General features: G+C 71.0%; 15 protein-coding genes. 12 read left to right on the top strand and 3 right to left on the bottom strand.

The window, feature by feature from the left end; translation table 11 throughout:
* The first annotated feature begins 58 nt into the window (after nucleotides 1-58).
* The 6 genes from ACWGJ5_RS09745 to ACWGJ5_RS09770 all read left to right on the top strand — a co-directional run bounded on the left by ACWGJ5_RS09745 (nucleotide 59) and on the right by ACWGJ5_RS09770 (nucleotide 5,681).
* A complete protein-coding gene (locus ACWGJ5_RS09745; protein ID WP_453309207.1) occupies nucleotides 59-1,216 on the top strand; it encodes a carbohydrate kinase family protein in 1,158 nt (385 codons plus the stop codon).
* A 143-nt stretch (nucleotides 1,217-1,359) separates the two neighbouring features.
* Entirely contained in the window at nucleotides 1,360-2,442 is a 1,083-nt protein-coding gene (locus tag ACWGJ5_RS09750) for a PhoH family protein (protein ID WP_453309208.1), read from the top strand.
* A gap of 12 nt (nucleotides 2,443-2,454) precedes the next feature.
* Nucleotides 2,455-2,952, top strand: coding sequence for an rRNA maturation RNase YbeY (gene ybeY, locus ACWGJ5_RS09755; protein WP_228620399.1), 498 nt, complete (start codon nucleotides 2,455-2,457; stop codon nucleotides 2,950-2,952).
* Nucleotides 2,953-2,961: 9 nt separating this feature from the next.
* On the top strand, nucleotides 2,962-4,263 hold the full coding sequence (locus ACWGJ5_RS09760) for a hemolysin family protein (RefSeq protein WP_453309209.1): 1,302 nt from the start codon (nucleotides 2,962-2,964) through the stop codon (nucleotides 4,261-4,263).
* Nucleotides 4,260-4,619 carry an MmcQ/YjbR family DNA-binding protein gene (locus tag ACWGJ5_RS09765; RefSeq protein WP_453309210.1) on the top strand — a complete coding sequence of 120 codons (360 nt, stop codon included), beginning with the start codon at nucleotides 4,260-4,262 and terminating at the stop codon, nucleotides 4,617-4,619. The genes ACWGJ5_RS09760 and ACWGJ5_RS09765 overlap by 4 nt, the downstream gene beginning before the upstream one ends.
* 42 nt (nucleotides 4,620-4,661) lie before the next feature.
* Nucleotides 4,662-5,681 (top strand): S66 family peptidase, encoded by a 1,020-nt coding sequence (locus tag ACWGJ5_RS09770; RefSeq protein WP_453309211.1) that lies wholly within the window; start codon nucleotides 4,662-4,664, stop codon nucleotides 5,679-5,681.
* On the opposite strand, the gene ACWGJ5_RS09775 is transcribed toward ACWGJ5_RS09770, so the two are convergent.
* On the bottom strand, nucleotides 5,666-7,096 hold the full coding sequence (locus ACWGJ5_RS09775) for an MFS transporter (protein WP_453309212.1): 1,431 nt from the start codon (nucleotides 7,094-7,096) through the stop codon (nucleotides 5,666-5,668). The genes ACWGJ5_RS09770 and ACWGJ5_RS09775 overlap by 16 nt on opposite strands.
* A 163-nt stretch (nucleotides 7,097-7,259) precedes the next feature.
* On the opposite strand from ACWGJ5_RS09775, the gene ACWGJ5_RS09780 reads away from it, so the two are divergent.
* The 5 genes from ACWGJ5_RS09780 to ACWGJ5_RS09800 all read left to right on the top strand — a co-directional run bounded on the left by ACWGJ5_RS09780 (nucleotide 7,260) and on the right by ACWGJ5_RS09800 (nucleotide 11,731).
* Nucleotides 7,260-8,081, top strand: a complete 822-nt coding sequence (locus tag ACWGJ5_RS09780; RefSeq protein WP_453309547.1) for a helix-turn-helix transcriptional regulator — start codon at nucleotides 7,260-7,262, stop codon at nucleotides 8,079-8,081.
* Between the two features lie 28 nt (nucleotides 8,082-8,109).
* Nucleotides 8,110-8,463: a cytidine deaminase gene (locus ACWGJ5_RS09785; protein ID WP_453309213.1), complete on the top strand. Its 354-nt coding sequence runs from the start codon at nucleotides 8,110-8,112 to the stop codon at nucleotides 8,461-8,463.
* Between the two features lie 205 nt (nucleotides 8,464-8,668).
* On the top strand, nucleotides 8,669-9,145 hold the full coding sequence (locus tag ACWGJ5_RS09790; protein WP_453309214.1) for a hypothetical protein: 477 nt from the start codon (nucleotides 8,669-8,671) through the stop codon (nucleotides 9,143-9,145).
* A gap of 152 nt (nucleotides 9,146-9,297) precedes the next feature.
* The gene (locus ACWGJ5_RS09795) at nucleotides 9,298-10,635 is read left to right on the top strand and encodes a beta-xylosidase (protein WP_453309215.1); all 1,338 of its coding nucleotides are present in this window, start codon (nucleotides 9,298-9,300) and stop codon (nucleotides 10,633-10,635) included.
* A gap of 79 nt (nucleotides 10,636-10,714) precedes the next feature.
* Nucleotides 10,715-11,731 (top strand): WxL protein peptidoglycan domain-containing protein, encoded by a 1,017-nt coding sequence (locus ACWGJ5_RS09800; RefSeq protein WP_453309216.1) that lies wholly within the window; start codon nucleotides 10,715-10,717, stop codon nucleotides 11,729-11,731.
* Here ACWGJ5_RS09800 and ACWGJ5_RS09805 read toward each other — a convergent pair.
* Both ACWGJ5_RS09805 and ACWGJ5_RS09810 read right to left on the bottom strand, forming a co-directional pair.
* A complete protein-coding gene (locus tag ACWGJ5_RS09805) occupies nucleotides 11,625-11,963 on the bottom strand; it encodes a P-II family nitrogen regulator (protein WP_228620382.1) in 339 nt (112 codons plus the stop codon). The genes ACWGJ5_RS09800 and ACWGJ5_RS09805 overlap by 107 nt on opposite strands.
* A complete protein-coding gene (locus tag ACWGJ5_RS09810) occupies nucleotides 11,960-13,276 on the bottom strand; it encodes an ammonium transporter (protein WP_453309217.1) in 1,317 nt (438 codons plus the stop codon). Before ACWGJ5_RS09810 ends, ACWGJ5_RS09805 begins: the two co-directional genes overlap by 4 nt.
* 175 nt (nucleotides 13,277-13,451) lie before the next feature.
* Here ACWGJ5_RS09810 and era point away from each other — a divergent pair, with 175 nt between their 5' ends.
* Nucleotides 13,452-14,405 carry a GTPase Era gene (gene era / locus ACWGJ5_RS09815; protein ID WP_385313977.1) on the top strand — a complete coding sequence of 318 codons (954 nt, stop codon included), beginning with the start codon at nucleotides 13,452-13,454 and terminating at the stop codon, nucleotides 14,403-14,405.
* Nucleotides 14,406-14,414: the final 9 nt, after the last annotated feature.

A 14,414-nucleotide genomic window follows, 5' to 3' on the forward strand; every position in this document is an offset into this window, starting at 1 on the left:
GTGCGGCGGCCTGATTGGTGCACACTGGCCAGACCCGCACCACGCCAGGGAGTGCACCGTGACCCCGTCGCACACGATCACCGGAGAGGAACCGGAACACCTCACCCAGGCCGCGCGCCGTCAGGCCCAGGTCGACCCGCTCGCCGTGCTGCGCCGGCCCGGCGACCCGCCCTGGGACGTCTATCTGACGGGCACGGTCTTCCTCGACATCATCTTCACCGGCCTGGACTCGGCGCCCGTGCGCGGCACCGAGTCCTGGGCCCGGGGCATGGGGTCCAGCCCCGGCGGGGTGGCCAACATGGCCACGGCCCTGGCCCGGCTCGGTCTGAAGACCTCCCTGGCGGCGGCCTTCGGGGACGACCACTACGGCGAGTACTGCTGGGATGCGCTCGCACAGGGCGAGGGGATCGACCTGTCGGCGTCCCGTACCGTGCCCGGCTGGCACTCGCCGGTGACGGTGTCCATGGCGTACGAGGGTGAGCGGACGATGGTGTCCCACGGGCACGAGCCGCCGCCGCAAGCCGCGCTCATCCAGGAGGGGGCCCGGGCCTGCCCGCCCCGCGCGCGTGCCGCCGTGGCCTCGCTGACACCCGGTACGCACGCGCCGTGGATCGCACAGGCCGCGCGGAGGGGGACCCGGATCTTCGCCGACGTCGGCTGGGACGACACCGGGGCGTGGGATCTCACCGGGCTCGCCGATCTGGAGCACTGCGAGGCGTTCCTGCCGAACGAGGAGGAGGCGAAGCGGTACACGGGCACCGACTGCCCGCGGCTCGCCGCCCATGCCCTGACCGAGCATGTGCCGGTGGTCGTGGTGACCCTGGGGTCGGAGGGGGCGTACGCCGTGGACCGGCGGACGGGGGAGGCGGCGGAGGTACCGGCGATCGCCGTGGAGGCGCTGGATCCGACGGGGGCGGGGGATGTGTTCGTCGCCGGGTTCGTGACGGGGTCCCTGGCCGGGTGGCCGCTGGCGGACCGGCTGGCCTTCGCCGGGCTCACGGCGGCGCTGTCGGTGCAGGAGTTCGGGGGGTCGCTGTCGGCGCCGGGATGGTCGGAGATCGGGGCGTGGTGGCGGCGTGTGCAGTCCGTGCCGGGGCAGGAACCGACGGCGCTGCGCCGGTACGGCTTCCTGGACGCGCTTGTCCCGGAGGAGCTGGACCGGCCGTGGCCGTTGCGTCGCGCCGTGCCCACCATCGGGTTCCGCCGCTCCGGCTGACGAGCAGCGGCCGGCCGGCCGGGAGGCGGCCCGGTGAAAAGCCCTACGGGCTTGTCTGTGCACCGTCGTACCCTGGAAGCGCGAGGCCGCCCTCAGCTACGCGGCCGTGATGAGGAGGAAGCGCAGGCCTTCAGAGCCGGCCCATGACACAGACACCCACAGCTCACACCACCCCCGCGCAGGAGCAGGCGAGAGCGCAGTTCACCGTCCCCGCCCAGCACCCCATGGTGACCGTGCTGGGTTCCGGCGACTCCCTCCTGCGTGTGATCGAGAAGGCCTTCCCGGCGGCCGACATACATGTCCGGGGCAATGAGATCAACGCGGCCGGCGACCCGGCCGACGTCGCTCTCATTTCGCGCGTGTTCGACGAGATGATGCTGGTGCTCCGCACCGGGCAGCCGATGACGGAGGACGCAGTGGAACGCTCGATCGCCATGCTCAAGGCGAGCGAGAACGGGACGAGCGACGGCCCCGAGACCCCGGCTCAGGTGCTGACGCAGAACATCCTGTCCTCGCGGGGGCGGACGATCCGCCCGAAGACCCTCAACCAGAAGCGGTACGTCGACGCGATCGACAAGCACACCATCGTGTTCGGCATCGGGCCCGCCGGTACCGGCAAGACCTACCTGGCCATGGCCAAGGCGGTGCAGGCCCTGCAGTCCAAGCAGGTCAACCGGATCATCCTCACCCGGCCGGCGGTGGAGGCGGGGGAGCGGCTCGGATTCCTGCCGGGCACGCTCTACGAGAAGATCGACCCCTATCTGCGCCCGCTGTACGACGCGCTGCACGACATGCTCGACCCGGACTCCATCCCGCGGCTGATGGCGGCGGGGACGATCGAGGTCGCGCCGCTCGCGTACATGCGTGGGCGGACCCTCAACGACGCCTTCATCATCCTGGACGAGGCCCAGAACACGAGCCCCGAACAGATGAAGATGTTCCTCACCCGCCTCGGCTTCGACTCGAAGATCGTGATCACCGGTGACGTGACGCAGGTCGACCTGCCGAACGGCACCAAGAGCGGTCTGCGGCAGGTGCAGGAGATCCTGGAGGGCGTCGAGGACGTCCACTTCTCCCGGCTGTCGTCCCACGATGTCGTACGGCACAAGCTGGTGGGCCGTATCGTCGACGCGTACGAGCTATACGACAGCAAGTACGGCACCGAGAACGGCACCCACAAGGGCGGCCGTGGCAAGTCCGGTGCCAAGGGCTCCAAGGGGAAGTAGACCAGCACGACCATGTCGATCGACGTCAACAACGAGTCCGGCACCGAGGTCGACGAGCAGGCGATCCTCGATATCGCCCGCTACGCGCTCGCGCGGATGCGTATCCACCCGCTGTCCGAGCTCTCGGTGATCGTCGTGGACGCCGACGCCATGGAGCAGCTGCACATCCAGTGGATGGACCTGCCGGGTCCCACCGATGTCATGTCGTTCCCGATGGACGAGCTCAGGCCGCCCTCCAAGGACGACGAGGAGCCGCCGCAGGGGCTGCTCGGCGACATCGTGCTGTGCCCGGAGGTCGCCGCCAAGCAGGGCACCGAAGCCCCGACGCAGCACTCCATGGACGAGGAGCTCCAGCTGCTCACCGTCCACGGGGTGCTGCACCTGCTCGGCTACGACCACGAGGAGCCGGACGAGAAGGCGGAGATGTTCGGGCTCCAGGCAGCCATCGTGGACGGCTGGCGGGCCGAGCGCGGGCTGACCGGGCCGTCCCCGGCGCCGACCGTCTCATAAGCGGGCCGTATGTCTCCGCAGATCGTGATCGGCGCGATCGCGCTGGTCGTCGTCGCCTGGCTCGCCGCGTGCGCGGAGGCGGGCCTGGCCCGGATGTCCAGTTTCCGTGCCGAGGAGGCCGTGAAGTCCGGCCGCCGCGGCAGCGCGAAGCTGGCCCAGGTCGCCGCGGACCCCACCCGCTATCTGAACGTGGCCCTGCTGGTCCGCGTCGCCTGCGAGATGGCGGCCGCGGCCCTGGTGACGTACGCCTGCCTGGAGGAGTTCACCGCCACCTGGCAGGCCCTGCTGGTCGCCATCGGGGTCATGGTCCTGGTGTCGTACGTCGCCGTGGGTGTGTCCCCGCGGACCATCGGCCGCCAGCACCCCCTCAGCACCGCGACCGTGGCGGCGTACGTGCTGCTGCCGCTGGCCCGGATCATGGGGCCGATCCCGTCCCTGCTCATCCTCATCGGCAACGCCCTCACCCCCGGCAAGGGCTTCAGGCGCGGCCCGTTCGCCTCCGAGGCCGAACTGCGCGCGCTGGTCGACCTCGCCGAGAAGGAGTCGCTGATCGAGGACGAGGAGCGCCGCATGGTGCACTCGGTCTTCGAGCTGGGCGACACGCTCGTCCGCGAGGTCATGGTGCCGCGCACCGACCTGGTCACCATCGAGCGCTTCAAGACCATCCGGCAGGCCCTCACCCTCGCCCTGCGCTCCGGGTTCTCCCGGATCCCGGTCACCGGCGAGAGCGAGGACGACATCGTCGGGATCGTGTATCTGAAGGACCTGGTCCGCAAGACGCACATCAGCCGGGAGGCGGAGAGCGACCTGGTCTCGACCGCCATGCGGCCCGCCGCCTTCGTGCCGGACACCAAGAACGCCGGTGACCTGCTGCGCGAGATGCAGAAGGAACGCAACCACGTCGCCGTCGTCATCGACGAGTACGGCGGCACCGCCGGCATCGTCACCATCGAGGACATCCTCGAGGAGATCGTCGGCGAGATCACCGACGAGTACGACCGGGAGCTCCCGCCCGTGGAGGACCTCGGCGACGACCGCTTCCGGGTCACCGCCCGCCTGGACATCACCGACCTCGGCGAGCTGTACGGCCTGGAGGAGTACGACGACGAGGACGTGGAGACCGTCGGCGGACTGCTCGCCAAGGCCCTCGGCAGGGTGCCCATCGCGGGCGCGTCCGCCGAGGTCGAGCTGCCCGACGAACGCCGGCTGAAGCTGACCGCGGAGGCCGCGGCCGGACGCCGGAACAAGATCATCACGGTCCTGGTGGAACCCGTCCCCGTGCCGGCCGCCGAGGAGGCGAAACCCGAGTGACGCCCGAGAGGCTGCGCGCCTTCTGCCTGTCCTTCAACGCCGCCGAGGAGGACTTCCCGTTCAACCCGGACACCTCGGTCTTCAAGGTGCTGGGCAAGCTGTTCGCCCTGACGCGGCTGGACACGCGGCCCCTGACGGTCAACCTCAAGTGCGACCCGGAGGACGCGATCCGGCTGCGCGCCGAGCACGAGGGGCTGATCATCCCCGGGTACCACATGAACAAGCGGCACTGGAACACGGTGACGGTGGACGGCGGGCTGCCCGAGCGGCTGGTGAAAGAGCTGATCGAGGACTCGTACGACCTTGTCGTGGCCGGGCTGCCCAGGGCGGAGCGGCTACGGCTCGACCGGCAGTAATTCCGTTGCCAGGGGCAGGCGGTGAGGGGTCGGATGTTCCGCATGAGCATCAGATATCCGCGCCCCCTGCGCCCCGGTGACCGTGTCGGTGTGACCTCTCCCTCCGCCGGAGTGGCCAAGGAACTCCAGGGGCGGCTCGATGTCGCGGTCCGGGAGATCGAGGCGCGCGGGTACGAGGTGGTCGTCGGCCGGTGCATGGACGGCTCGGCGCACATCAGCGCGCCGGCCGCCGAGCGCGCCGCCGAGCTGACCGAGATGCTGACCGATCCGGAGATCCGCGCCGTCGTGCCCCCGTGGGGCGGCGAGACGGCCATCGATCTGCTGCCGTCGCTGGACTTCGAGGCGATCCGGCGGGCCGAGCCGACCTGGGTCGTCGGCTATTCCGACATGTCCACGATCATCACGCCGCTGACCCTGCTCACCGGGGTCGCCACCGTGCACGGCAACAACCTCATGGACACGCCGTACCGGGCGCCCGAGGGGCTGCTGTCCTGGCTGGACGTCGTGGCCGCGCCGCAGGGGGAGCCGTTCACGCAGACGCCGCCCGGGCGGTACCGGTCCGGCGGGTACGACGACTGGCGGCGCCACCCGGAGGTGCGGGAGCTCACCCTGGACGCGGAGGGCACCTGGACCCGGCTCGACGCAGACGGGGACGTCGACGTCGAGGGACGGCTCGTCGGCGGGTGCATCGAGACCCTCGCCAACCTCGCGGGCACGCCGTACCTGAACACCTCGTCCTTCGCCGCCGGTGAGCCGCTGCTCGTCCATGTCGAGGCCTGCGAGGACAACGCGTTCACCATCTGCCGCAACCTGCACGGCATGCGTCTCGCCGGCTTCTTCGACCGCGCCGCCGCCGTCCTCGTCGGCCGCACCCACGCCCCCGACGGCCGCACCCTCACCCAGCACCAGGCGGTGCTCGACGCGCTCGAGCCGCTCGGGGTGCCGATCGTCGCCGATGTCGAGTGCGGACATGTCGCACCCTTCCTTCCGCTGGTCAACGGCGCGCGCGGCCGTGTGGTGCACACGGCCGCGCGGAGCGGGATCGTTCAGACCCTGGACTGACGCCCGCGCAGGCCCAGTCCGACCAGGACGGCGGCGGCGAGGACGATCGCGGCGTCCAGGGCGAGGACCGTGTGGACGCCGGCCAGCAGATCGCCGGAGGTGGTGGCCAGGACTCCCAGCAGCGGGATGCCGACCGTGATGCCGACCTGCTGGGTGGAGGTCACCAGACCGGTGGCCAGGCCCTGCTCCTCGTCCGGGACACCGGAGGTGACGGTCAGGCCGTACGAGATGATCGCGCCCAGGTGGAACATGCTGGCCACGGAGACGGCCGCCGTGGCGAGCCAGACCGACCAGACGTGGGAGTCCAGCAGGAGCAGCGTCGCGATCAGCGCGCCCTGGCCGGTCAGCGAGCCGACCAGGGTGCGGCGGGCGCCGAGGCGGCCGATCACCTTCGGGGCGAGGGTGCCGGCGATGGCCGACAGCACACCCTGGACGCCGAAGACCAGGCCCGTCTCGAAGGCCGACAGGCGCAGGATCTCCTGGAGGTACAGGGTCAGGACGAAGATGACGGTGGACATCATCGAGAAGGTGACCAGGCCGCCCACGTTCCCCCAGGCCACCGTGCGGCGGCGCAGCATCGGCAGGGAGACGAGCGGGGCGCCCGTACGGGACTCGACGACCGTGAACGCGGCCAGCAGGAGCACGCCGGCGATCAGGCCCGTGACGACGTCGGCGCGGCCGAAGCCGTGGTCGGCGGCCGTGGACAGGGCGTAGATCAGGGACAGCAGGCCGGTGGTGACGGTGACCGCGCCGGGCACGTCCAGGCGCGGACGCTCCGGGGTGCGCGACTCCGGCAGCAGGCCCGGGGCCAGCGGCAGCACGATCAGCGCGGACACGGTGAGCAGGGCCATCGTGGAGCGCCAGCCGAGCGTGTCGGTCAGCATCCCGCCGGCGACCATGCCGACCGTGTAGCCCAGCGACATCACCGTGCCGGCGATGCCGAGGGCGCGGTCGCGCGCCGGGCCCTCCGGGAACGTGGTGGTCAGCAGGGACATGGCCGTCGGGACGATCGCCGCCGCGCCGAGGCCCTGCAACGCGCGTCCGGCCAGGAAGGACGCCGGGTCCCAGGCCAGGGTGGCCAGCAGCGAGGCCGCGCCGAACAGGGCCAGGCCGGTCAGGAACAGCTTGCGGCGGCCGTACAGGTCGCCGATGCGGCCGAAGAGCAGCAGGAAGCCGCCGGAGGGCAGCGCGAACGCGGTGACCGCCCACTGCAGGGCCGAGCGGCTCATGCCGAGGTCGGTGCCGAGTTCCGGCAGGGCGACGTTCAGGACGGAGAAGTCCAGCGCGACCATGAACTGGGCGGCGCACAGGACGAACAGGACGAGCTTGTCACGCGTCGACAACCGGGGTGGCCGGGGGGTGTCGAGCGGTGTGCCCGTGGAGGTGGTGGTCTGGGTGGTGGTGTCGATCGCCATGGCAAGAGCTTCGGGCGAACGGAATACCGGTGGGGAGTCGGAACTTATGGTGGTGGTGGCACCACCAGCCACGACGGGGACCAGCACGACGGGGGAGGAGCGGTACGTGCCTGCTGCTGAGGCGACGAGGAGTCAACGGCGCGAAGAGCTGCGCGAGTTCCTGATGAGCCGGCGGGCCCGGGTCAGCCCCGAGGAGGCCGGGCTGCCCGTCGGCGGCGGCCGGCGCCGTACGCCCGGACTGCGCCGGGAGGAGGTCGCGGTGCTCGCCGGTGTGGGCGCCTCCTGGTACCAGTGGCTGGAGCAGGGGCGGGAGATCTCCGTCTCCCCGCAGGTGCTCGACGCGGTCGCCCGGGTGCTGCGGCTGAGCGACGCCGAGCGCCGGCATCTGTACCTGCTGGCCGGGATGAATCCGCCGGCGCCCGAAGTGGCGCCGGAGAAGCGGGACATGTGCGACGGGCTGCGGCGGCTGATCGACACCTGGATGCCGTATCCGGCGCACATCATGGACCCGTACTACAACTGCGTGATGTACAACGACGCGGCCGCGATCGTGCTCGGCATGCGGCCGGACATCACGCAGAACTGTCTCGTCGACTTCTTCCTCGACCCGCTGTACCGGTCGCGCAGCCACAGCTGGGAGGAGAACGCGCGTACGGTCGTGGCGCAGTTCCGGGCGGCGTGTGCGGCGCGGCCGGACGACGAGGGGTTCCGGGCGGTGCTCGCCGAGGTGAGCGAGGCCAGCGCCGAGTTCCGGGCGATGTGGGCCGAGCGGGACATCGAGGACCAGGGGCAGATCCGCAAGGAGCTGGAGCATCCGCTGGTCGGCCTGCTGGTCGTGGAGTCGACGGTGATGAAGGTGCCGGCCCGGCCCGATCTGATGATCGTGCTGCACACTCCGCTGGACGAGGCGAACACCGCGGCGAAGCTGGAGTGGCTGGCCTCCCCGGAGGGGCGGCGGGGCGCGATGTACCCCGTGGCGGGGTGAACGGGGCAGGGCTTCGTATGCTCTGGGCATGACCGAGAGCAACGCGCTTGACCCCGAGGACCGCAAGATCGTGACCCTGGCCCGTTCCGCGCGGGCCCGCAACGGTGTGCCGGAGGGGGCGGCCGTACGGGACGAGACGGGGCGGACCTATGTCGCGGGGTCGGTTGCGCTGCCCTCGCTGCGGCTGAGCGCGCTGCGGACGGCTGTCGCCATGGCGGTGGCCTCCGGTGCGACGTCGCTGGAGGCGGCGGCTGTGGTCAGTGAGGCGGAGTCGGTGCCGGCGGAGGACTTGGCCGCGGTTGCCGACCTCGGGGGTGCGGGGACGCCGGTGTTGCTGGCCGGGCTCGACGGTGTTGTGCGGGTGACCGTTTCCGCCGGCTGACGTACCGAAGTACCGGCCGAACGAAAGGTCGGCCGGAATTCAACCTTGTCGTCGTCCTCCCCTCGCGCATCAATGGAGCCGTACGTTTCCGACGGGCCGTCAGATCCGCACCGCCGACGCAGTGTGCCGTACCGCCTGCGCAGGCCTCTCGCCCGTCGGTGTCCCCCCACATCGCACTCCCCACAGGGAAGGGAAGCGGATCCCCATGAGAGGCAAGCGCACGGCAATGGGTGCGGCACTGGCCGCCGGGGCCCTCGCGGTCACCGGTCTGGCCTTCGCGCCCTCCGCGGCCGCCGTCACCCCACAGTCGGCGACCATCACCGCGAGCTGCGGCGTCTTCGGCGGCGGAGCGGCCACGCTCACCGCCACCCAGAGCGGCACCTCGGCCACCATCACCCTCACCTCCTCCGCGATCACCGCGCCGGTCGCGGTCGCGCAGGACTCCATCTCCTCCACCCTCACCCTGGCCAGGGCCGGCGGCGGATCCGTGGTGTTCAGCGGGACCAAGAACCCCGCCATGAACACCGGCGACGCCGTCAGCGTCGGCCCGCTGCCCGGCACCGTCGCCTCCGGTGACAGCCTGGACGCCTACGGCGGCTCGCTGAAGATGGTGATCTTCGGGGTCACCGTGACCTGCACGGCGAACGGTCCGCAGTCGCCCGGCCCCTTCGTCTTCGACTGACTGAACTGAGCGATCTGTTCCGGATGCCGCAGAAACTGATGATCCGTCAGATTTCTGCGGCATCTCCATTGACTTCTCACCCCGGCTCCACATCAATGCCCCCTGTCGGCGCAGACGAGCCGCTGCGCCCGCAACCCTCAGGAGGGGGCCCCATGGGTTCGACACCCCCAAGACCACGAAGATCCCGACGGTGGCGCTGGGCGTCCCTGTTCGGGGCGACCGCGCTCGCGGTCACCGCGGGCGGCGCGCTGGCCTTCCCGGCCGGTGCCGCCGGCACGAACGTGGACTTCGCCACGCACTGCATCCCGCCCGCCGTCGCGGGCATCCCGCCGATCGACGGCACCACGACCGCCAACGTGTCGGTGGACAACACCAACCCCAAGGTCGGCGACACCGTCACCGTCACGTACACGGTGGTCACCGCCGCCGCCAGCAACCCCACCGACCTGGCCCTGCCGGCCGACATCATGACCCCGACCGGGAAGGTGACCCTCGGCGGCGCCCAGACGGGGGACGTGACCGTCGCCGGACCGAAGAAGAACCCGCCGGTGCCGGGGAAGGCCGCCTTCCCGTCCTTCTCCATGACCGGCACGTTCACCGTGACCAAGGCCGGGCAGATCACCCTCTCGCCCGGCGACTACAACATCCACACCAGCTACATCCTCGAGCTGGACACCCCCTGCACGGTCACCAATCCGCCCGCCCCGGTGTCGCAGACCGTCACCGCGACCGACGGCACTCCGGCCAACACCCGGGCCATCTCCCTGGGTTCGGCCTCCGGTGACCCGGGGACCAGTGTCACGGTGAACGGTACGAACTTCACGCCGGGCGCCACCGTCACCCTGGCCGGGCGGTCCGGGAACCAGCAGACGGCCGACACGGCCACCGCGACCGCGAACGCCCAGGGGTCCTTCAGCGGCTCGCTGGCCGTCAACGACAAGACGACGACCGGGATCGTGGCCTACGAGGGCGCCTCCTGGAGCGCGGACAAGGGCGCCGGCCCCGCGGCCTATGTCGTCAACGACAACTCGCCCGTGCCACCGGGCAGCCAGAAGCTGATGACCACCGTCAAGGCGGGAACACTGTCCATGTCCCAGGCCGGGGACTCCGTCGCGCTGTCGGCGGTCGACTTCGGCAAGGGCGGGGCCTCGACCGGCAAGCTCCAGACCGTGACCGTGCAGGACTTCCGCGGCGGGCCCGCGGGCTGGTCCCTGACCGGCAAGGTCACCGACCTCACCGGTCCCGGCGGCAAGATCGGCGCCGGGAAGCTGAGCTGGACGCCCGCGTGCGCGACCAAGGCGGGCAGCCCCAGCACCTGCAAGGCCGGCTCGGCGGGCGCCGTGGGCTCCTCGGGGGCGACCCTGGCGCAGACCTCCGACGGCACGCTCACCGGCGGTGAGTTCACCGTCGACGCCGGACTCTCGCTGGACGTACCGGCGTTCACGCCCCCGGGCGCGTACTCCGGTGTGCTCACGCTGACGCTCTCCTGAGCGTGCGGGCGTCCGCACCCGCCCGTTCCCCCGTCTCCCGTCCGTGCTTCTCCGTGCTCTTCCGTGGGGGTCCGCACCCATGCGCAAGCCGTACGTCCTCCTCCTGAGCCTGCTCTGTCTCCCGGGCCTGCCCATGGGCACCGCCCACGCCGCCGACAACGGCAGCTGGTCCGTCTACCCGGTCGCCTCGAAGATCGCCGCGCGGCCCTACTTCTACCTCTCCGCCGACCCCGGCCAGACCCTCGCCGACAAGGTCGCCGTCCAGAACAAGACCGGCGGGCCACTCACCTTCCGCCTCTACGCGGCCGACGCCTACAACACCGCCCGGGACGGCGGTTTCGCCGTACGCACGCTGAAGGAGCGGATGCGCGGAGTGGGCGCGTGGGCGAAGCCCGCGAAAAACCGGGTCACCGTGCCCGGACATCGCACCGTCACCGTGCCGTTCACGCTGCACGTCCCGGACGGGGCCGAACCCGGCGACCATCCGGGTGCCATCGTCGCCCTGGACGAGCATGTCGACCCCGGCAGCGGATCACCGGCTCTCGGGGTGCAGCGGGCCGTCGGCGCCCGGGTCTACCTCAGGGTCGGCGGCCCCACGCTGCCCGCGCTCTCCGTCGGGCAGCTGCACATCAGCCACCACCAGCCCCTGATCCCGGGGCTCGGCACCGCCACGGCGACCGTCTCCTACACCCTGCGCAACACCGGGAACGTCACCCTCGACCCGAAGGTGGAGCTGAAGGCACGCGGGCTGTTCGGCCGTACGCTGCTCGACCGCGAGCTGACCCGGGTGCCGTCCCAGCTGCTGCCCGGACAGCGGGTCCGGCTCACCGAGACCTGGTCCGGCGCGCCCCAACTCGATGTGGCCGACCTGACGTTGACCGCGAGCGCGCCCGGCACCCGGCAGTCGGCGAGCGCCTCCTTCCTGGCGCTGCCGTGGCTGGTCGCGGCGCTGGTGTTCGTCGCGGGCGCGCTGACCGGGGTGCTGGGCGTCAGAGCGCGTCGGGGCCGCGTTCGCCGGTCCGCACGCGTACGACCGTCTCCACGGGTACGGCCCACACCTTCCCGTCCCCGATCTTCCCCGTCTGCGCGGCCCTGACGATCGCGTCGATCACGGGCTCGGCGTCGGCGTCCTCCACGACGACCTCGATGCGTACCTTCGGCACCAGGTCGACCCGGTACTCGGCGCCCCGGTACACCTCGGTGTGGCCGCGCTGCCGGCCGTAGCCGCTGGCCTCGGTCACGGTCAGACCGTGCACACCCAGCTCCTGCAGGGCGGTCTTGACCGCGTCCAGACGGTACGGCTTGACGATCGCGGTGATGAGCTTCATGCCTGGGTGTCGACCTTCTGCGTGCTGGTGCCGGTGAGGACGGAGTGGGTTACCGGGGCGCCGTGGCCCAGGACCCCGTGATCGTAGGCCGTCTCGGCGTGCACCGTAAGGTCCAGGCCGGTGTGCTCCTGCTCCTCGCTCGCGCGCAGGCCCATCGCCTTGTCGAGCAGCTTGCCGAGGCCGTACGTCACCGCGAAGGCGTAGACGGCCACGACCACCACGGCGAGCAGCTGCCTGCCGAGCGGGGCGAGTCCGCCGCCGTAGAACAGGCCCTCCGTGCCGCCGGTCATCGCCTTCTCGGCGAACAGGCCGATCAGCAGGGTGCCGATGATGCCGCCGACCAGGTGGACGCCGACGACGTCCAGGGAGTCGTCGTAGTTCAGCCTGAACTTCCAGCTGACCGCGTAGGAGCAGACGACACCGGCGGCGAGGCCGACGATCAGCGCGCCGAGCAGGGAGACCGTGCCGCAGGAGGGCGTGATCGCGACGAGACCGGCCACCGCGCCGGAGGCGGCGCCCAGGGTGGTGGGGTGTCCGTCCCGCTTCTGCTCGACGAACAGCCAGCCGAGCAGGCCGGTGCAGCCGGCGGTGAGGGTGTTGAGGAAGGCGGCCGCGGCGAGACCGTTCGCGCCGAACGCGCTGCCCGCGTTGAAACCGAACCAGCCGAACCAGAGCAGACCGGCGCCCAGGATCACCATGGGCAGGTTGTGCGGGCGCATCGCGTCCTTCTTGAAGCCGAGACGCGGGCCGAGGACCAGGCACAGGGCGAGACCGGAGGCACCGGAGGTGATCTCGACGGGCAGACCGCCCGCGAAGTCGAGCGCGCCGAGCCTGCCGGCGATCCAGCCGCCGGGGCCCCACACCCAGTGGGTGATCGGAACGTATACGAGCAGGGCCCACGCCGGGACGAAGACCAGCCACGCCGAGAATTTCGTACGGTCGGCGACCGCACCGCTGATCAGGGCGGCCGTGATGATCGCGAAGGTGAGCTGGAAGGTGGCGAAGAGGGCGGTGGGGACGGTGCCGTGCACGCTGCCCGGGGTGATGTGCGCCATGCCGGCGTGGTGGAGCCCGCCGATGAGCCCGCCGAACGCGTCGTCGCCGAAGGCGAGGGAGTAGCCGGCCGCCAGCCAGACCACCGTGACCAGGGCGATCGACACGAAACTCATCATCAGCATGTTGAGGACGCTCTTCGTGCGGACCATGCCGCCGTAGAAGAGGGCAAGGCCCGGGGTCATCAGCAGGACGAGGGCGGTCGCGGCGAGCAGCCAGGCGGTGTCGCCGGTGTCGACGTGCGCGGCGGCGAGGGTCACGGGCGCCTCCAACAGGTGTGCGGGCTCGTCAGAGGGTCACCGGTGTGCGTTTCCGGTTGCGTACGGGTGTGTTTCCGTGACGTTTCGTTGCGTGCGGGTTTCCGGAACCTCACCGGGAGATGCGCTGCGCACCGCTGGTACGGCGGGGTCCTGTGGATCAGGGACAATGAACGCCATGAGCGTTCGTACCCCGTCATCCGAAGAGCCGGCCGAGACCGTCCACCGCGCCGGCTTCGCCTGCTTCGTGGGCCGCCCCAACGCGGGCAAGTCCACCCTCACGAACGCTCTGGTCGGGCAGAAGGTGGCGATCACCGCCAACCAGCCGCAGACGACGCGGCACACGGTGCGTGGGATCGTGCACCGGCCGGACGCCCAGCTGATCCTCGTGGACACCCCGGGACTGCACAAGCCGCGCACGCTGCTCGGCGAGCGGCTCAACGACGTCGTACGGACGACGTGGGCCGAGGTCGACGTGATCGGCTTCTGCCTGCCGGCGAACGAGAAGATCGGACCCGGCGACCGCTTCATCGCCAAGGAACTGGCCGGGATCCGCAAGACCCCGAAGGTCGCCGTCGTCACCAAGACCGACCTGGTCGACTCCAAGACCCTGGCCGAGCAGCTGATCGCGATCGACCAGCTCGGCAAGGACCTGGGCATCGAGTGGGCGGAGATCGTGCCGGTGTCGGCGGTCGGCGCCAAGCAGGTGGATCTCCTGGCCGACCTCCTCGTCCCCCTCCTCCCCGAGGGCCCGGCTCTCTACCCCGAGGGCGACCTCACGGACGAGCCCGAGCAGGTCATGATCGCGGAGCTCATCCGCGAGGCGGCCCTGGAGGGCGTCCGCGACGAACTGCCGCACTCCATCGCCGTGGTCGTGGAGGAGATGCTCCCGCGCGAGGACCGCCCCGCGGACCGTCCCCTCCTGGACATCCACGCCAACGTCTACATCGAGCGCCCCAGCCAGAAGGGCATCATCATCGGCCCCAAGGGCAAGCGCCTGAAGGAGGTCGGCATCAAGTCCCGCAAACACATCGAGGCCCTGCTGGGCACGCCGGTCTTCCTGGACCTGCACGTCAAAGTCGCCAAGGACTGGCAGCGGGACCCGAAGCAGCTCCGCAGGCTGGGGTTCTGATCGAGGGCG

This window comes from Streptomyces sp. NPDC054783 (assembly GCF_053611725.1).